The organism is Phenylobacterium sp. (assembly GCF_013822795.1).
GTDB lineage: Bacteria > Pseudomonadota > Alphaproteobacteria > Caulobacterales > Caulobacteraceae > Phenylobacterium.
On the sequence record NZ_PNLB01000017.1, the window covers coordinates 88,364 to 105,871 of the forward strand.

Annotated in this window: 14 protein-coding genes; 6 read left to right on the forward strand and 8 right to left on the reverse strand. The window is 67.4% G+C overall.

Going from position 1 to position 17,508, the window contains the following annotated elements:
• Positions 1–129 precede the first annotated feature (129 nt).
• Both C0481_RS15790 and C0481_RS15795 read right to left on the reverse strand, forming a co-directional pair.
• The gene (locus tag C0481_RS15790) at positions 130–774 is read right to left on the reverse strand and encodes a hypothetical protein (RefSeq protein ID WP_293405507.1); all 645 of its coding nucleotides are present in this window, start codon (positions 772–774) and stop codon (positions 130–132) included.
• Positions 775–1,008: 234 nt separating this feature from the next.
• Complete coding sequence (locus C0481_RS15795) at positions 1,009–1,743, reverse strand: HAD family hydrolase (RefSeq protein ID WP_293405509.1); 735 nt, start codon at positions 1,741–1,743, stop codon at positions 1,009–1,011.
• A 149-nt stretch (positions 1,744–1,892) separates the two neighbouring features.
• Here C0481_RS15795 and C0481_RS15800 point away from each other — a divergent pair, with 149 nt between their 5' ends.
• The 4 genes from C0481_RS15800 to pgsA are packed head-to-tail and all read left to right on the forward strand — an operon-like array spanning position 1,893 to position 6,584.
• A complete protein-coding gene (locus tag C0481_RS15800) occupies positions 1,893–3,704 on the forward strand; it encodes a long-chain-acyl-CoA synthetase (RefSeq protein WP_293405512.1) in 1,812 nt (603 codons plus the stop codon).
• A 46-nt stretch (positions 3,705–3,750) separates the two neighbouring features.
• Positions 3,751–5,619, forward strand: a complete 1,869-nt coding sequence (gene uvrC / locus C0481_RS15805) for an excinuclease ABC subunit UvrC (RefSeq protein ID WP_293405514.1) — start codon at positions 3,751–3,753, stop codon at positions 5,617–5,619.
• Positions 5,620–5,662: 43 nt separating this feature from the next.
• Positions 5,663–5,935 carry a hypothetical protein gene (locus C0481_RS15810; RefSeq protein ID WP_293405516.1) on the forward strand — a complete coding sequence of 91 codons (273 nt, stop codon included), beginning with the start codon at positions 5,663–5,665 and terminating at the stop codon, positions 5,933–5,935.
• A 25-nt stretch (positions 5,936–5,960) separates the two neighbouring features.
• Positions 5,961–6,584, forward strand: a complete 624-nt coding sequence (pgsA, locus tag C0481_RS15815) for a CDP-diacylglycerol--glycerol-3-phosphate 3-phosphatidyltransferase (RefSeq protein ID WP_293405518.1) — start codon at positions 5,961–5,963, stop codon at positions 6,582–6,584.
• A 31-nt stretch (positions 6,585–6,615) separates the two neighbouring features.
• On the opposite strand, the gene C0481_RS15820 is transcribed toward pgsA, so the two are convergent.
• From C0481_RS15820 to C0481_RS15835, 4 genes are all read right to left on the reverse strand, one after another.
• Positions 6,616–7,233, reverse strand: a complete 618-nt coding sequence (locus C0481_RS15820) for a glutathione S-transferase family protein (RefSeq protein ID WP_293405520.1) — start codon at positions 7,231–7,233, stop codon at positions 6,616–6,618.
• A gap of 64 nt (positions 7,234–7,297) precedes the next feature.
• Positions 7,298–8,668: a cytochrome P450 gene (locus C0481_RS15825; protein ID WP_293405522.1), complete on the reverse strand. Its 1,371-nt coding sequence runs from the start codon at positions 8,666–8,668 to the stop codon at positions 7,298–7,300.
• 89 nt (positions 8,669–8,757) lie between these two features.
• Complete coding sequence (locus C0481_RS15830) at positions 8,758–9,645, reverse strand: pirin family protein (protein WP_293405524.1); 888 nt, start codon at positions 9,643–9,645, stop codon at positions 8,758–8,760.
• A gap of 47 nt (positions 9,646–9,692) precedes the next feature.
• Positions 9,693–10,190, reverse strand: coding sequence for an Lrp/AsnC family transcriptional regulator (locus C0481_RS15835; RefSeq protein WP_293405526.1), 498 nt, complete (start codon positions 10,188–10,190; stop codon positions 9,693–9,695).
• A 141-nt stretch (positions 10,191–10,331) separates the two neighbouring features.
• On the opposite strand from C0481_RS15835, the gene C0481_RS15840 reads away from it, so the two are divergent.
• A complete protein-coding gene (locus tag C0481_RS15840; protein WP_293405528.1) occupies positions 10,332–13,748 on the forward strand; it encodes an indolepyruvate ferredoxin oxidoreductase family protein in 3,417 nt (1,138 codons plus the stop codon).
• 140 nt (positions 13,749–13,888) lie between these two features.
• Here C0481_RS15840 and C0481_RS15845 read toward each other — a convergent pair whose 3' ends face one another.
• Positions 13,889–15,067 (reverse strand): serine hydrolase, encoded by a 1,179-nt coding sequence (locus tag C0481_RS15845; RefSeq protein WP_293405530.1) that lies wholly within the window; start codon positions 15,065–15,067, stop codon positions 13,889–13,891.
• Positions 15,068–15,157: 90 nt separating this feature from the next.
• Here C0481_RS15845 and C0481_RS15850 point away from each other — a divergent pair, with 90 nt between their 5' ends.
• Positions 15,158–16,270 carry an NAD(P)/FAD-dependent oxidoreductase gene (locus C0481_RS15850; RefSeq protein ID WP_293405532.1) on the forward strand — a complete coding sequence of 371 codons (1,113 nt, stop codon included), beginning with the start codon at positions 15,158–15,160 and terminating at the stop codon, positions 16,268–16,270.
• Here the strand turns inward: C0481_RS15850 and C0481_RS15855 are convergent.
• Positions 16,267–17,493: a PQQ-dependent sugar dehydrogenase gene (locus C0481_RS15855; RefSeq protein ID WP_293405534.1), complete on the reverse strand. Its 1,227-nt coding sequence runs from the start codon at positions 17,491–17,493 to the stop codon at positions 16,267–16,269. The genes C0481_RS15850 and C0481_RS15855 overlap by 4 nt on opposite strands.
• Positions 17,494–17,508 lie beyond the last annotated feature (15 nt).

The window sequence follows — 17,508 nt, forward strand, 5'->3', positions numbered from 1 at the left end:
GCCCCTTACTCGGCACTGTGGATCGCGACAGTGTCGCCAAGGTGGTTAAAGGAGGGTGTGGCTGCGCTTGTTACACGAAAAAGGCGACTCCCTTGCGAGAGCCGCCTTCCTCCGTCGCGCTCGACGTCCTTAGGGCGTCGGCTCCCCAGGGCTCTCCGGAGCCGCCGCCGGGGCCGAGGACGCGGCCGGATCAGGTGTTGCCGGGACGGTCGGCGTCTCCGCTGCGGGCGCCGTGGCTAGCGCTGGGGGCGCGACTGCGGGCGCAGAGGCCGGGGTTTGGGCGATCGCCGAGTAGGGGATCGGCGCTTGCGGCAAGGTGGCGCTGGCGTCGGTCGCCCAGGCTTCCGGGCTGTCGGCGGCCGGTGCGGGGGCCGGGCGAGCGCGGGCGGTGCGAACAGGGGCGGCTTCGCGCGCCACCGGCGGCGGAGCAGCGGCCGGCGCGGCGACCGGGGCCAGCGCTGCAACGCTGGTGGTCGGCGGCGCCACCTCAGGAATAGTTGCGATCTCGGTGACCGGCGCGGCGCCGGTCGGGGCGGTCGCCTCCTGCTCGGCCAGCAGGCCGTCGCGCGGCTGCATCATCAGGAACGCGGCGGCCGCCAACACGCCGGCGGTCATCACGCCGCCGACGATCACCGGGACCGGCAGGCCCTGACGCTTCTTGGCGCGGCGCGCATAGATCGGGGTGTTGGTCTCGGCCTCGGTGCGTTCCGCCGCTTCACGGGCGCGTGGGGCCTCGTAATTCTGTCGGGCGATCGGATCGTAGGTGGTCGTCATTTCTGCTCTCCCAGTCAGGGTTCGAAGAGAGCAACGGTCGGCGGGAGATGGTGTTCCGGTGCTTTGGTTCAGTCGATGCCGTGTCCGGCTATCGAACGTCTGAAATTATCTGAAGAAATAACGAGATAACGCGTGGGCGTATATATGTCTTGGACTTGATGGTGCTGGATATACATCGGGCGAATTCCCGGCGAAATGCAGGCGCCATTGCCGAAATGCGGCCCGGATCCGGCCTTAATCTCGCTTGTTCGGATTGAGTTCGGCGATGGAGCGCACGATCCGGTCCGGCCGGATCGGGCTGCCCGCCGGCAGGCCCTCGCCGAGGTGGTCGTGCCAGATGGCGTAGATACCCAGGCGCTGCGGGGCGGCGACCTCCCATTCGAGATTGTCGCCGACCATCCACGTCTCGTGCGGCTTCACGCCCAGGACCTGCATGGCGTGCACGTAGGCCTGCTCCTCGGGCTTGCCGAAGCCGGCCTCGCCCTCGATCTGCACGTGGTCGAACAGCGGCGCGAGGTTGAAGTGCTCGACCTTCGCTCGCTGTGGCTCGGCCGCGCCGTTGGTGACCAGGGCCAGCTTCACGCCGAGGTCGCGGAACGCCTGGATCGTCTCCAGCGCGCCGGGAAAGAACTTGGCCTGCTGCTCACGATAGACATGGAAGCGTTCGCCGAACGTCCGGGCGAACTCGGCGGTCAGGCCGGGCGCCTGCGGGCGCAGTTCGGCGAAACCTTCTTCGACCGCCAGGATGCGGCCGGCGCCGAGGTCCTTCCGCCAGATGGCGGCGCGGGCCTCGTCGGACCAGAAGCGGCGGAACCCCGCCTCCATCGCGACGCCAGCGTCCTCGGGCGTCACCGGTGCAAAGCGGTCGGCGAACTCCTCGATCACCGCTTGCAGGATCATACGGCGCGAGCCGAAGGAGATGATGGTCTCGTCCAGGTCGAACAGAATCGCTTTGGGCAGGGTGCTCATGGACCGCTGGAATGCCAGTGAAAGGTCAGCGTTTCCAGCCTTCGAGGGCGGCAGGTGAGTCCTTTCCGCCACGCTTGCGTTCGCCTGACACGTGTGTGACCGGGCGCGGCCATGGCCCAGCTTGACCCTCCAGACCGGGCGCCTCCAAGGTGGCGTCACGTCGGAGGGAATGGATGCGACTCAAGGCCCGTCTGGAGCGTGATTGGCGGTTCTTTCGCAATCTCAGGCGCACCCTGAAGAGGGTGAAGACCATTGCGCCGACCTCGCCCAACCTGATCTGCGACGATATTCAGGCGGCGGTCGAGCAGTGGCGAGATCGTCCGGCCCTGACGTTCGAGCACAAGACGATCACCTATGGCGAGATGGACGCCATCGCCAACCGCTTCGCCCACTGGGCCAAGGGGATCGGCGTGCGGCGCGGCCAGACCGTGGCGCTCTTCCTGCCCAACCGGCTGGAATACTTTCCGATCTGGTACGGCCTGACCAAGATCGGCGCCGTGACCGCCCTGATCAACAACCAGCTGGCCGGCGCGCCGCTGGCGCACTGCCTGAACATTTCCGGCGCGGCGCATGTCATCGTCGACAGCGAAACCTCGCCCGCCTTCGAGCAGGCCAAGGGCCTGCTGGAGCGCACGATGCAGCAATGGGTGCTGGGCCAGGCGCACGGCGACCAGCGCGACCTCAGCCAGGCGCTCAAGAGCTGCAGCCAGTTGCCGCCGGATCGCTCCGTGCGGGACGGCATGACGGCCAAGGACACGGCGCTCTACATCTACACCAGCGGGACGACCGGCCTGCCGAAGGCCGCGCGCATCACCCACGTGCGGGCCCAGCTCTACATGCGCGGCTTCGCCGGTTCGACCGGGGCGACCGAGACGGACCGGGTCTACGTCACGCTGCCGCTCTATCACGCGACGGGCGGGCTCTGTGCTCTGGGCGCCGCGCTGCTGAACGGCGGTTCGGTGGTGCTGAAGAAGAAGTTCTCAGCCAGCCATTTCTGGGACGACGTCGTCGCCGAGAACTGCACCATGTTCGTCTATATCGGCGAGCTGTGCCGCTATCTCGTCAATCATGAGGAGGTCGAGGCCGAGCGCCAGCACAAGATCCGCCTGGCCTTCGGCAACGGTCTGCGCCCGGACGTCTGGGCGCAGATGAAGAGCCGCTTCCGCATTCCGGAGATCCTCGAGTTCTACGGGGCGACGGAAGGCAACGTCTCGATGTTCAACTTCGACGGCAAGGTCGGGGCGATCGGGCGGGTGCCGAAGTGGCTGAAGGACCGGTTCAACTTCCGGCTCGTCCAGTTCGATGTCGAGAAGGAAGAAGAGGTCCGCAGCCTCAATGGCCTGTGCGTCGAGGCCGGCCCCGGACAGATCGGCGAGTGCATTGGCAAGATCGGCCACGACGCGCGTAGCGAGTTCACCGGCTATGTCGACAAGGCGGCCTCTGACAAAAAAATCCTGCGCGACGTGTTCGCCAAGGGCGACGCCTGGTTCCGCACCGGCGATCTGATGAAGACCGATGTCGACGGCTACTTCTACTTCGTCGACCGCATCGGCGACACCTTCCGCTGGAAGGGGGAGAACGTCTCGACGGGCGAGGTGGCCGGCCACCTGCAGGCCATTCCCGGCGTCGCCGAGGCCAATGTCTATGGCGTTGAGGTCGAGGGCGCCGATGGCCGCGCCGGCATGGCGGGCCTCGTCGTCGATCCCGACTTCGACATCAAGGTCTTCGAAGAGGTCGTGAACCGCGAACTGCCGTCCTACGCCCAGCCGGTGTTCGTGCGGATCCTGCCGGCGATCGAGACGACCGGCACGTTCAAATACCGCAAAATCGATCTCGTGGCGGAAGGCTTCGACCCGGCCATGTTCAAGGGCGCCGTCTACTACAAGGACCCGACCAAGGGTTATGTGAAGATGACCAAGCCCGGCCACGCCAAGATCCTGGCCGGCGGCGTGAAGCTCTAGCGCGGCGCGCCCTACGCCCGGGCGCGGACTCGCCTATATTGGCGACATGCCGACCGAAGTGACCGCAGACGCGCCCCTGCAGGGTGCAGCCCTGATCAAGGACGAGGTGCGCCGTCTGCCTGACGCGCCCGGCGTCTATCGCATGATGGGCGAGGGGGGCGAGGTCCTCTATGTCGGCAAGGCCCGCTCACTGAAGAAGCGGGTGCTGCAGTACGCCCAGGGGCGGTTCCACACCCAGCGCATCGCCCTGATGGTCGATCTGACGCGGTCGATGGAGTTCGTCACGGTCCGGACCGAGACCGACGCCCTGCTGCTGGAAATCAACCTGATCAAGCAGTTGAAGCCGCGCTTCAACGTGCTGCTGCGCGACGACAAGAGCTTCCCCGAGATCGTCATCCGCCGCGATCACGCCGCCGCCCAGCTGCGCAAGCATCGCGGCGCGCACACGATCAAGGGCGACTATTTCGGGCCGTTCGCCTCGGCCCACTCCGTGACCAAGACGCTGAACACCCTGCAGAAGGCGTTCCTGCTGCGTTCGTGCTCGGACAGCGTCTACGAGAGCCGCACGCGGCCCTGCATGCTGCACCAGATCAAGCGTTGCGCGGCCCCCTGCACCGGGCTGATCAGCCTGGAGGACTATGCGGGCCTGGTCGATCAGGCCGAGGACTTTCTGCGTGGGCGCAGCCGCGCGGTGGTCGGCAAATTGTCGGCCGAGATGCAGGCCGCCTCGGACGACATGGAGTTCGAACGCGCCGCCCGCATCCGCGACCGCATCCGGGCGCTGGCCTCGGTGGCGCAGGAGCAGCAGATCAATCCCGAGACCCTGGAGGAAGCCGACGTCTTCGCCCTGCACGCCGAGGGCGGCCAGGCCTGCGTCCAGGTGTTCTTCTTCCGCGCCGGCCAGAACTGGGGCAACCGCGCCTACTTCCCGCGTGTCGACAGGACCGATGAGGACGTCGACGTCATGTCGGCGTTCCTGGGCCAGTTCTATGACGACAAGCCGATCCCGCGTCTGATCCTGACCAACATCGAGCCCTCGGAGTGTCAGCTGCTCTCCGAAGCCTTCGCGTTGAAGGCCGGGCGCAAGGTTGAGATCAATCAGCCCAAGCGGGGCGAGAAGGCCCAGCTGGTCGATCACGCCCTGACCAACGCCCGCGAGGCCCTGGGGCGCAAGATGGCCGAGAGCTCCGCCCAGTCCAAGTTGCTGGCCGGGGTTTGCGAGGCCTTTGGGCTGGAGGCCAGCCCCGAGCGCATCGAGGTCTACGACAACGCCCACATCTCGGGGACGAACGCGGTCGGTGGCATGATCGTCGCCGGCCCGGAAGGCTTCCAGAAGGGGCAGTACCGCAAGTTCAACATCAAGGGGACGGACCTCACCCCCGGCGACGACTACGGCATGATGAAGGAAGTCATGCGCCGCCGGTTCTCGCGGATGGTCAAGGACGAGGAGGCCGGCGAGAATCCGCCGCGTCCCGACCTGGTGCTGGTGGACGGTGGGGCCGGCCAGTTGGCGGCCGTGCTGGAGATCATGGCCGACCTGGGCGTGGACGACATCGACGTGGTCGGGGTGGCCAAGGGGCCGGATCGCGACGCCGGGCTGGAGCGCTTCTTCATCGAGGGCAAGACGCCCTTCATGCTCGAGCCGAAGTCGCCGGTCCTCTATTACCTTCAGCGCTTGCGCGACGAGGCCCACCGGTTCGCCAACGGCAGCCACCAGACCCGGCGCGCCATGGACATCAAGAAGAACCCCCTCGACGAGATCGACGGCGTCGGGCCGGGCCGTAAGCGCGCCCTGCTGCACGCGTTCGGATCGGCGCGGGGCGTCAGCCGCGCCTCGATCGACGATCTCGCCAAGGTCGACGGGGTCAGCGAGGCCCTAGCGCAGCGGATCTTCGATTTCTTCCGCAAGGGTTGAGCTTGAGGTTAGGCTGCCCGCTCTGGTCCCCGGGGAGACGCCCATGTTCCGCATCGTCGCCGTCGCCTTGTTCGCCGCGCTGATCCCGTCCGTCGGCCAGGCCAGCTCGCCGCAGGCCTGGGAAGAGTTCCGCGCGGACGTCGGCTCCAAGTGCCTGGCCGCGGCCAAGGCGGCGGGAATGAAGGCGCCTGAAGTGCTGGTTCATCCGGTCGGTACGCAGACCTACGGACTTGCCGTGCTACGGGAAGGCGCGGACAAGCGAATCTGCGTCTATGCCAAGCAAACCAAGACGGTCGAGCTGACGCCGGCCACCTAAGGGACAGTTCAGCGTTAAATCCGCCATGAAAGCTCTGCCGAATATTCTGACCTCGCTGCGGCTGGTCCTGACACTCTTCGTCTTCCTGGCCCTGGCGACAGCGGCGGGCGCCGTGCCCTACGTCAGCGAGCATCTGACGCCCGAAGCGCAGTTCTCGCTGCAGCGCTGGGCGTTTTGGTCGTTCGTGATCGCTGCGGTCACCGACTTCTTCGACGGCTGGTTGGCGCGCAAGCTGGACGCAGTCAGCGTCTGGGGCGCGATCCTCGATCCGATCGGCGACAAGGTGCTGGTCTGCGGGGCGATCCTCGGCCTGCTGGCCATGGGCGGCCAGCCGGCGGTGGTGTTGCCGGCCGGGCTGATGCTGTTCCGCGAGTTCACGGTCAGCGCTCTGCGCGAGGTCGGGGCCGGCAAGGGGATCAAGCTGCCGGTCACCATGCTGGCCAAGTGGAAGACGACGCTGCAGCTCACCGCCCTGGCGGCTGAGCTGCTGGTGGCCTCTTGGGGGGCGTTCGGCCTGCCGCCGGAACCGGCTATCGAGCGTCCAGTGACCCTGTTCGCTCACGGTCTCATGTGGCTGGCGACCATCGTCACGCTGATCACTGGCGCCCAGTATTGGGAACAGACCCGCAAGGCGCTGATCGGGAAGTAGGGGCTCGCCCCGGGCGAGCCCCCCGCTGGCGTCAGGCCGGCGCCTTTTCCGCGGCGCGGGCCTTCACGCGCTCGATCCAGGCGGCGATGTTCTTGTTGTCCGGATTGATCGGCTGACCGACCGAGGCGCCGAACTGCAGGAAGCAGAACAGTAGGATGTCGGCCAGGGTGAAGCGGTCGCCCGCCACCCAGGTCTTGCCGGTCATCAGGCCGTCCAGCCAGGTGATCTTCTCCTGAGCCAGTTCCTTCAGGTCGCCGGCGGCGTGCGGGATGGTGCGCAGGCGGCTTTGGAACAGCGGCAGGCCTTCGGCGAACCGGAAGCCGTTGGCCATTGGTTCGCAGATGTTGAGGTCGATGCGGCGCACCCACATGCGGGTGGCGGCGCGCTCTTCGGGGGTCGCGCCGATCAGCGACGGGCCGGCGAGCTTCTCATCGAGGTATTCGCAGATGGCCGTGATTTCGGCGAGATGCGAGCCGTCGTCGAGCTCAAGGCACGGCAGCTGGCCGGCCGGGTTCTTGGCGACGTAGGGCGGCTGGCGGTTTTCGCCGGCCATCAGGTCGACCTTCTCGGTCGGGATCTCCGCGCCCTTCTCGGCCAGGAACATGGCCACGACGGCCGGATTGGGGCCCATCGACGTATAGAGTTTCATGCCGTCCTCCCTGGCAATTTTGTTGGCCGGCACGATGCGCAGGCTTACGCGAGGGTGATCAAGCTCAATCTCGCGGCGCGACCCTCACGGGCAGCCCGCCTTGCGGTCGCAGGCTGACGTCTGCGGTTGGAAACACCGCATGGTCGAGATCTGGCGAGAACCGGAAGCGCGCCAGCCATGTGGCCAGGATCAGCGCGCCCTCGATCATTGCGAATTGGGCGCCGATGCAGACGCGCGGGCCGGCGCCGAACGGGATGTACTGAAAACGGTGGTGACCGGCCTTGACCTGCGGGCCGAAGTTCTCGGGATCGAAGCCGTCGGGGTCTCGCCATAGCGCCGCATGGCGGTGCACGACCCAGGGCCAGATCGACACGACGTCGCCCTTGCGCACCGCGCGGCCGCAGATAACGTCGTCGGCCAACGCCTCGCGCTCGATCCTGTGCACGGGCGGATAAAGCCGCATGGCTTCCTCCAGCACCATGCGGACGTAAGGCAGACGAGCGGCAATCTGGTCCGCGCTGCTCCCCGAGGCGAGGGCGGCCTTAGCTTCGGTCGCGGCGCGCTCCTGGACCGCAGGCGAACGGCTCAGCAGGTAAAGGCTCCAGGTGATCGCATTGGCGGTCGTCTCGTGCCCGGCGACCAGGAAGGTCACGGCATTGTCGAGGGACAGCTTGGCCGCCTGCTCGGGTGAACGTGTCTTGGCGAAGGCGGCGATGATCCGGCTCATGAAGTCCGCTGGCGGGGCGGGGTCGGCTTGGCGCGCGCGAATGAACTCGGTCAGCCGGGCGAGCAGGTACTTCTGGCCGGCCCGACCGCGGCGCGCCGTCGGCGAGCGGTCCAGCCAGGGCGCGCCGAAGAGAACGCCCGGGCGATACTCGGCCAAGCCCGCCAGCGCCGAATGGATGTGAACCGAGGCCTCGTCGGAGGTCAGGGCGGTTTCGCCCGAAAACAGCGCCTGGCCAATCACGTCGAAGGTCGCGCGCACGGCCTCGGCCGAGGCGTCGATGCGGCCGTCCGGCTGCTGGGGCCACTGATCCGCCGAGCGTTTCGCCACGTCCAGGAAGATCGGCGCGAATTCGGCGATTGCGCCAGGAGTGAACACAGGCGCCATCAGGCGGCGCTGGTCCTTCCAGGAATCTCCGTCGGCCAGGAAGAGACCCTCGCCGATCATCGACCCGAACAGCCGCTTGACGATCCGGGGCTTGGCGTAGCTCGCGGCGTTGGTCAGCAGCACGTGGCCGATGGCGTCCGGATCGCTGACCAGATGGTAGCGCAGCGTCGCGATGCGTCGGAACCAGTATGGCTGCTCGAACGCCTCTTGCGGCCAGTTCAGCAACGGGTTGCGCCGCATCTCGCCGACAAACTGCCGCCAGACGGGAAGCTGGCGTTCCAGGCGGGGCGGATAGACCGGCTTGAAGTCGAGCGTCTGGTTCACTCTGGGCCCTCCAGAAGGCGACAAAGGCTCCGCGACACTGCGATCCTTGTCACACGACTTCTGCGTCGAGGGCCCGTGAGCTCAGCTCACTAGAGGGGGCTGGGCTCCGGCGGCGGCTCGGGCAGGGGGATGAACTCCTGGTCGTCGGCGTCCGGCAGCTTCATGCGCCCAGCGCGCCAGTCGGCCTTGGCCTGCTCCAGGCGGTCCTTGGACGAGGAGACGAAGTTCCACTCGATCAGGCGCGGGCCGATGGGCTCGCCGCCCAGCAGCATGACGATGGCGTCGGTCACAGCCTTGAAGCGGACGGTCTGTCCAGGCTCGAAGACCATCATCTGGCCCTCATGGAACTGTCGGCCGTCCACCTCGACCAATCCCTGGGCGACATAGGCCGCGCGCTCCGGGTACTCGGCCGGCAGGTCGGCCTCGGCGCCCGGCTTCAGCTGCCAGTGGACATAGAACATCGGCGAGTGCGTGCGCACCGGGGAGGTCGCGCCATAGGCCTGTCCGGCGATCAGCCGCGCCCACAGGCCGTTGCTTTCGTAAGTCGGCAGGGTGTCGGCGCCATAGTGGTCGAAGGCCGGATCGGTCTCCTCGTCCTCGACGGGCAGGGCGATCCAGGCTTGGATGCCGTTCATGCGCCCACCGTGCTCGCGCAGGGCTTCGAAGCGTTCGGAGTGGGTGATGCCGCGGCCGGCGGTCATCCAGTTGACCTCGCCGGGGCGGATCGGCTGCACGGCGCCCACCGAGTCACGGTGGGTCATCTCGCCTTCGAACAGATAGGACAGGGTCGACAGCCCAATATGCGGATGTGGCCGCACGTCGACCTCGCGCCCGAAGCCGGGCTCGAAGGCGGCCGGGCCCATGTGATCGAAGAAGATGAAGGGACCGATCATCCGCCGCTTGGCGAACGGCAGGACGCGACCGACCTCGAACCCGCCGAGGTCTTTGCGACGTTGGTCAATGACAAGTTCGATCATGTTCCGGCTCCCTACGCAGGTTCCTGCGAGGGAGCGCAGGAACGAGGCTAGCCTTGCGCGCTCACGTAAGGGCTGACAAGGCCGAGGGGCGCGGCGGTGGTGTTCTTCACCGAGCGGATCACGATGCGGCTCTCGATGTTCGAAACCAGGCCCAGCGACAGGATCTTCTCGCGCAGGAAATCGTCGAACGCATGCATGTCGCGGGTGACGACGCGCAGCTCGTAGTCGGCCGAGCCGGTGACCGTGGCGCACTGCACCACTTCGGGCAGCTTGGTGATCGCGGTCTCGAAGGCGTCGAGGTTGTCCTTGGTCGGCAAGCTGAGCTTGACGGTGCAATAGACCTCGAAGCCCAGGCCCAGCAGGTCGCGGTCCAGGATGGTCACCCGGCGCTGAATGACGCCGGTGTCTTCCAGCCGCTTGATCCGCCGCCAGCAGGGGCTGGAGGACAATCCGACCCGTTCAGCGATCTCGGCGACCGACAAACCGGCGTCGTGCTGGATGAGATCCAGAATCTTGGCATCGACCGCGTCGAGGGCCTCGGACAATTTTTCCTCCATCAAACCGCAGAATTTGGCGTCAATCTTGCCCCGAAACGACCTTACGGGGGCACGCCTTTGGCAAGCAATTCCATCGAACTTATATGATCTTCTATTGGCATTAGGGAGCCGAAAAGGAAAGATATTGCTATGCGGCACGCTGACGTGACGCTCGACGACAAATTCCTGCTCACGGAAGGTCGAGTTTTCATCACGGGCGTCCAGGCGCTGCTCCGGGTGATGCTGGATCAGCACCGTCTGGACAAGGCTGCGGGGCTCCACACCGCCGGATTCGTCTCTGGCTATCGCGGCTCGCCGCTTGGCGGGCTGGACCAGCAGGCGCACCGGGCCGGTAAGTTCCTCAAGGAGGCCGAGGTCGTCTTCAAGGAGGGCCTCAACGAGGACCTCGCCGCGACCGCCGTCTGGGGCAGCCAGCAGGCCAACCTGTTCCCCGGCGCCAAGTTCGATGGCGTGACCGGCATGTGGTACGGCAAGGCGCCGGGCGTCGACCGCACCGGCGACGCCTTCAAGCACGCCAACTTCGCCGGCACTTGGGCCAAGGGCGGCGTGCTGGCCGTGGCCGGCGACGACCACAACTGCAAATCCTCCACCCTGCCGTCGCAGTCGGAATTCGCGTTCCAGGACTTCGAGATGCCGGTGCTGTCGCCGGCCGACGTGCAGGAGGTGCTCGACTTCGGCCTGATGGGCATCGCCATGTCGCGGTTCTCGGGCCTGTGGGTCGGGCTGATCGCGCTGGCCGACACCATGGACTCCGGCGTCACCATCGACGTCTCGGTCAACCGCCACCAGATCTCGGTTCCGACCAACTTCAACATGCCGGCCGGCGGCCTGGGCATCCGCCTCAAGGACCAGCCGCTGGAGAAGGAGCGCCGGCTCCGCAATTTCAAGATTCCGGCCGCCCTGGCCTTCGCCCGCGCCAACCGGCTCGACCGGGTGATGCTTGGCTCCTCGCGCCCGCGGCTCGGCATCGTCTGCCAGGGCCAGGCCTACAAGGACGTTATCGAGGCCCTCGCGGCCATGGGCATCTCGGCCAAGGAAGCCTCCGATCTCGGCGTCGCCATCTACAAGGTCGGCATGCCCTGGCCGCTGGAGCCGACCGGGCTGCGCGCCTTCGCGGCCGGTCTCGAAACCCTGATGGTCGTCGAGCACAAGCGCCCGCTGATCGAGACCCAGGCCCGCGCCGCGCTCTACGACCTGCCGGCCCACGCCCGCCCGAAGATCGTCGGCAAGGTCGACGAACAGGGCCATCCTCTACTCTCGGAGCTCGGCTCGCTGTCGGTGGCTGAGGTCGCGCTGGCGATCGCCGACCGACTTCCGCCCGGCCCGCACATGGAGCGGGTCCACGACTACCTCTCGCGCGTGTCGGCCGCTTCGGTCGCCGCCGTCACCCTGGCCGCCGAGCAGCAGCGCAAGCCGTTCTTCTGCTCGGGCTGCCCGCACAACACCTCGACCCGGCTGCCGGAAGGGACCCGTGCCCTGGCCGGGATCGGCTGCCACTACATGGCCAGCTTCTCGGACCCGCAGACCGATCTGAACAGCCACATGGGCGGCGAAGGGCTGACCTGGGTCGGCTCGGCCCCGTTCACCACCGAACCGCATGTGTTCGTGAACCTGGGTGACGGCACCTACAACCACTCAGGTTCTCTGGCGATCCGCGCCTCGATCGCCGCGAATTCGCACGTCACCTACAAGCTGCTGTTCAACGACGCCGTCGCCATGACCGGCGGCCAGGCGGCGGAAAGCGGCTTCACCCCCGCCCAGATCACCCGCCAGCTGGCCTCCGAAGGCGTGATCAAGACCGTCATCGTCGCCGACGACCCCAGTCGCTACGAGGGCGTCAACGACCTGGCGCCCGGCGTCGAGGTCAAGCCGCGGTCCGAACTGATGGACGTGCAGAAGCTGCTGCGCGAGACGCCCGGCGTCACGGTGCTGCTCTACGATCAGGTCTGCGCCACCGAAAAGCGCCGCCGCCGCAAGCGCGGTTCGATGGACGTCGCCACCAAGCGCGTGTTCATCAATCCGCTGGTCTGCGAAGGCTGTGGTGACTGCTCGAAGAAGTCGAACTGTGTCTCCGTCGAGCCGCTGAACACCGAGTTCGGCCGCAAGCGTAAGATCAACCAGTCGAGCTGCAACACCGACTACTCGTGCCTGAACGGCTTCTGCCCGTCGTTCATCACCATCGAGGGCGGCGAGAACGCCCAGGCCAAGACCCTGCCGGCGCTGACCGCCGACTCCACGCCGCTGCCGACGTTCGAGCCGCTGGAAGGCGTGCGCAACATCGTCTTCACCGGCATCGGAGGCACCGGCGTCACAACCGTGGCCTCGATCCTGGCCATGGCCGCCCACGTCGACGGCCGCGCCTCGTCGGTGGTGGACATGACCGGCCTGGCCCAAAAGGGCGGGGCGGTGTTCTCCCACGTGCGTATCGGCGAGACCGAGGAGACCGTCGTCGGCGGCCGCGTGCCGGCCGCTTCGGCCCACGTGCTGATCGCCTGTGACATCCTCTCGGCGGCCGGCGCCGACGCCCTGGCGCTCTACGCCAAGGATCGCACCGCCGCCGTGGCCAACGAGGACTTCGCTCCGACGGCCGACTTCGTCACCGATCGCGACGTGCGTTTCGACAGCGGTTCAATGTCCCGCCGGATCAAGGCGGCGGCCAAGACCTTCGCCGAATGCCCGGCTCACCATCTGGCCGAGACCAACTTCGGCGACGCCATCTACGCCAACATGATCATGGTCGGGTTCGCCTGGCAGAAGGGGCTGATCCCGCTCTCCAGCCGCGCCGTCTACCGCGCCATCCGCCTCAACGGCGTGCAGGCCGACGCCAACCTCCAGGCGTTCGAGCTCGGTCGCCGCGTGGCCGACGACCCGAGCCTGGCCGCGGCCGCCGAGGACCATACCCCGACGCCCGAAACCATGCCGCTGGGCGAGCTGATCGCTCACCGCACCCGCGAGCTGACCGCCTACCAGAACGCGGCCTACGCCAAGCGTTACGCCGATCAGGTCGCCAAGGTCGCGGCCGCCGAGGCGCCGCTCGGCGGCGAGGCGTTGACCCGGGCCGTGGCCGTGAACCTCTACAAGCTGATGGCCTACAAGGACGAGTACGAGGTCGCGCGCCTCTACACCGACGGCCGGTTTGCGCAGGAGCGCGCCCAGACCTTCAAGGGCGGCAAGACCAAGATCCTGCTCTCGCCGCCGCTGATCGCGCCCAAGGGCCCGGACGGCAAGCCGAAGAAGATCGAGTTCGGCGGCTGGATGCTGGAGACGGCGTTCCCGATCATGGCCAAGATGAAGGGCCTGCGCGGCGGCCCGCTCGACATCTTCGGCCGGACCGAGGAGCGCCGCATGGAGCGGGGCCTGATCGCCGATTACGAGGCCGGCCTCGCCAAGTTGCTGGCCGGTCTCGACGCCGAGCATCTGCCGCTGGCGACCAAGATCGCCGCCGTACCGCAGGCCATCCGCGGCTTTGGCCACATCAAGGAAGCCTCGGTGAAGGTCGCCAAGGCCGACGAGGCCAAGCTCTGGGCGCAGTGGGAGGCGGCCTAGCGCCGCCTCTCAGCGGATGTCATCCCGGTTTCGGCGCAGCCGAAGACCGGGACCCATTGCCGCCTGAGCGCGAAGAATCCATCCGGTGTTCATAGGTCCCGGACAAACGCTGCGCGCTTTCCGGGATGACACCTTGAGCGCTACTTCGCCGCCGCACGCACGGCCTGGGCGAAGGCCATCTGCGCCTGCCAGAGTTCGTCCTTCGACGCCGCCGGCCAGGCGGAGTTGATCGCGATGACCAGCTTCTCGGCCGGATAGATGAAGATCTGCTGGCCGAAGATGCCTTCGGCTGCATAGCCATCGGGGACGATCCACCAGAAGTAGCCATAGCCGGTTTCCACGCCGCCCGGCGGGAAGGATTGGTGGGCGCGGGTGGCGTCGGCGACCCAGCCGGCCGGCAGCACGTCCTGGCCGTTCACCTTGCCGTCTTCCAGCATGAACTGACCAAGGCGCGCATAGTCGCGGGCGGTCATCGACATGCAGCAGCCGCCCCGCTCGTGGCCGGCCGCGTCGTTCACCCAGATGGCGTCCTGCTCCATGCCGTAGGGCGCCCAGATCTTTTCGGACAGGTAGGCCGATAGCGGCTTACCGACCGCATTGGAGACCAGGATGCCAGCCAGGTCGGTCTCGCCGGTCTTGTAGACGAACTTGGCGCCGGGCGCGGCTTCGCGCGGCAGCTTGCGCATGTAGCTGACGATCGGGTTCATGCCCGGCTCGCCCGGCGTCGTTCCGGCCTTGGCGACGTCGGAATTGAGATCGGTATAGTCCTCGTTCCACTTCACGCCGGAGGTCATGGTCAGCAGTTGGCGGACCGTCACGCCTTCGTACGCGCCGCCCTTGAGCTCGGGGATGTAGTTGGTGACGACGTCGTCGAGGCTCTTGATCTTGCCGTCCTTGATCGCCGCCCCGACCAGGGTGGCGGTGACCGACTTGGCGACCGAGAACGAGGTCCAGCGCTCGTTTGGCTGACGATCCAGGCCGTAGCGCTCGAGCACGATCTGGCCGTCCTTCAGCACGACGACGCCGGAGGTGTTCATCGCCGCCATATAGCTGTCGACGGTCTGCGGTTGGCCGCTCCAGGTCCACTTCGGGTCGATCTGGCGGGCGGCGAGCGGCAGTTCGCGCACATGCGCGCCGCGCGGCACCACCTGGACCGGAGTCACCTTCTCCATATTGCGATAGCCGTAGCGCTGCTGATCAGGCGTCCAGGCCAGGATCGAGCCGCCGGCGGGCGGCGGCGGCGGATCTGCCGCCAGCGCCGCGCTGTGCAGGCCGGCGGCCGCCGCCAGGGCCATCAGTGTAAGTCTGCTCGCGTGCATGGGCGCCCTCCCGCTCTATTTGTAATTGGCGGCCAAGCTAGAGAGGCCTGGGCGGTTTGCATACCGCCGTGCTTCGGCTAGGCCTTGGCTATGGCGGATTTCGATTTCGATGCGGTCGTGGTGGGCGCCGGGGCCGTGGGCCTGGCCTGCGGTTATGCGCTCAGCAGGCGCGGTCTGGTGGCGGCGGTGCTCGAGGCCGGGCCGATCATCGGCGAGGGCGTGTCGGCGCGGAATTCCGAGGTCATCCACGGCGGGCTCTACTATCCGACCGGCTCGCTGAAGGCGCGGCTCTGCGTGCAGGGACGCCGCGCGCTCTACGCCTTCCTTGATGCGCACAAGGTCGCCTACGACCGTTGCGGCAAGCTGGTGGTCGCCACCAACGCCGAGGAGGTCGGCCGGCTCGACGGCATCCTCGAGCAGGCTCAGACCAACGACGTCGAGGGCATGGCGCGGCTGACCAAGGCGCAGGCCTTGGCGCTCGAACCGCAGCTGAACTGCGAGGCGGCGCTGATCTCGCCGGAAAGCGGCGTCTTCGACAGCCACGGCTACATGCTGGCCCTGCAGGGCGAGATCGAAGCCGCCGGCGGGGCGGTGGTCACGTCGACGCCGTTCGAAGGTGCGACCCCGCTAGATGGCGGCGGCTATTCGATCCGGGCGGGCGGCGCTGAGCCGACCGCCCTGACCGCACGGCTGCTGGTCACCGCGCCGGGCCTCTCAGCCCAGGCCGTCGCTGGCGAGATTGAGGGCTTTCCGAAGGCGAGCATCCCGCCGCTACACTATGGCAAGGGCGTCTACTTCCGGCTCAGCGGCAAGGCGCCGTTCGCGCGGCTGATCTATCCGCCGCCGATCCCCGGTGCGCTCGGCACCCACTATCGCCGCGACCTTGGCGGCCAGGCGGTGTTCGGCCCCGACCTGCACTATGTCGACGAGCTGGACTACAGCGTCGATCCGGCGCTGGGCGACGAGTTCTACGCCTACATCCGCAAGTTCTGGCCCAGCCTGCCGGACGGCGCCTTGGCCCCCGACTATGCCGGCATCCGACCCAAGCTGCACGGCCCCGGCGAGCCGCAGCCCGACTTCCGCATCGACGGACCGGAGGCGCACGGCCTGACCGGGCTCGTGACCCTGTTCGGCATCGAGAGCCCGGGCCTGACCTCCTCGCTGGCGATCGGCGAAGAGGTCGCCGGGCGGCTGGGCCTCTAGCCCTTCGGCGTGACCTTCAGCACCCGGCCGTTCTTGCTGTCGGTGGCCAGGTAGAGCGCGCCGTCAGGGCCGACGATCACGTCGCGGATGCGCTCGTTGAGGTCGGTCAGCAGGCGCTCCTCGCCGACCACCTTGCCGTCCTGCATGACCAGCCGCACCACGGCCTTGCTGGCCAAGCCGCCGATCAGGATGTTGCCTTTCCAGGCCGGAAACAGGTCGGCATCGTAGAAGGCCATGCCGGCCGGTGCGATCACCGGGTCCCAGTAGTAGACCGGCTGCTCCATCCCTTCCCTGGCGGTGACGCCGGCGCCGATCGGCTTTCCGGAATATTCCAAGCCGTAGGTGATGGTCGGCCAGCCATAGTCCTTGCCGGCCTGCGGCTGGTTCAGCTCGTCGCCGCCGCGCGCGCCGTGCTCGACTTCCCACAGCTTGCCGGTCTTCGGGTCGATCGCCGCCGATAGGATGTTGCGGTGGCCGTAGGACCAGATTTCCGGCTTCACGCCGGCCTTGCCGACGAACGGATTGTCCTTGGGGATCGAGCCGTCGGAATTGATCCGGACCACCTTGCCCAGGGTGCCGTCCAGGCGCTGAGCCTGGGCGCGGCCTTCGAGGATCGAGCGCTCGCCGGTGGTCACGAACAGCGTGCCGTCCGGCGCAAACACCAGCCGCCCGCCATAGTGCTTAGTCGAGTTCAGCGACGGGGTCTGGCGGAAGATCACCTGAACGTTCTCGACGCGGTCACCGGTCAGCTTGCCGCGCGCCACGGCGGTGTTGTTGGTCCCGTCGGCCGCTGGCTCCGCGTAAGCCCAGTAGATCAGACCGTTCTCGGAAAACTTCGGATCGACGGCCAGGCCCAGCATTCCGCCCTGGTCGTCGCCGACCACGGCCGGCAAGCCGAGCACCGGGCCCGACAGCTTGCCGTCCGTGCCGAGGATGCGCAGCTGACCGATGTGCTTTTCGGTGATCAGCAGGCGGCCGTCGGGCAGGAAGGCCAGGGCCCAGGGCATCTCCAGGCCCTCGGCCACGGTCGTCACCTGGACCGCGACGTTCGACTTCACCTCTGGGGCGCGGGTCTGGCCGGCGAAGGCAGGCTTCTGGTCCGGTGCGTTGGCGGGCTTGGAGGCGACCGGCGCGCCGGTGGCGTTGGACTGCGCCTGGCCTTCGGTTCCGCCGCAGGCGGCGACCAGGCCGGCGATGGCGGTGGTGAGCAGAAGACGGCGCATGAGGAACTCCTGGGG

Bases quoted from the DNA above. Each gene is read 5' to 3' on its own strand.
- C0481_RS15840 (WP_293405528.1), top strand. From the start codon at position 10,332: ATGCGGCACGCTGACGTGACGCTCGACGACAAATTCCTGCTCACGGAA.
- pgsA (WP_293405518.1), top strand. From the start codon at position 5,961: ATGAAAGCTCTGCCGAATATTCTGACCTCGCTGCGGCTGGTCCTGACA.
- C0481_RS15830 (WP_293405524.1), bottom strand. From the start codon at position 9,645: ATGATCGAACTTGTCATTGACCAACGTCGCAAAGACCTCGGCGGGTTC.
- C0481_RS15795 (WP_293405509.1), bottom strand. From the start codon at position 1,743: ATGAGCACCCTGCCCAAAGCGATTCTGTTCGACCTGGACGAGACCATC.
- uvrC (WP_293405514.1), top strand. From the start codon at position 3,751: ATGCCGACCGAAGTGACCGCAGACGCGCCCCTGCAGGGTGCAGCCCTG.
- C0481_RS15855 (WP_293405534.1), bottom strand. From the start codon at position 17,493: ATGCGCCGTCTTCTGCTCACCACCGCCATCGCCGGCCTGGTCGCCGCC.
- C0481_RS15790 (WP_293405507.1), bottom strand. From the start codon at position 774: ATGACGACCACCTACGATCCGATCGCCCGACAGAATTACGAGGCCCCA.
- C0481_RS15845 (WP_293405530.1), bottom strand. From the start codon at position 15,067: ATGCACGCGAGCAGACTTACACTGATGGCCCTGGCGGCGGCCGCCGGC.
- C0481_RS15850 (WP_293405532.1), top strand. From the start codon at position 15,158: ATGGCGGATTTCGATTTCGATGCGGTCGTGGTGGGCGCCGGGGCCGTG.
- C0481_RS15810 (WP_293405516.1), top strand. From the start codon at position 5,663: ATGTTCCGCATCGTCGCCGTCGCCTTGTTCGCCGCGCTGATCCCGTCC.
- C0481_RS15820 (WP_293405520.1), bottom strand. From the start codon at position 7,233: ATGAAACTCTATACGTCGATGGGCCCCAATCCGGCCGTCGTGGCCATG.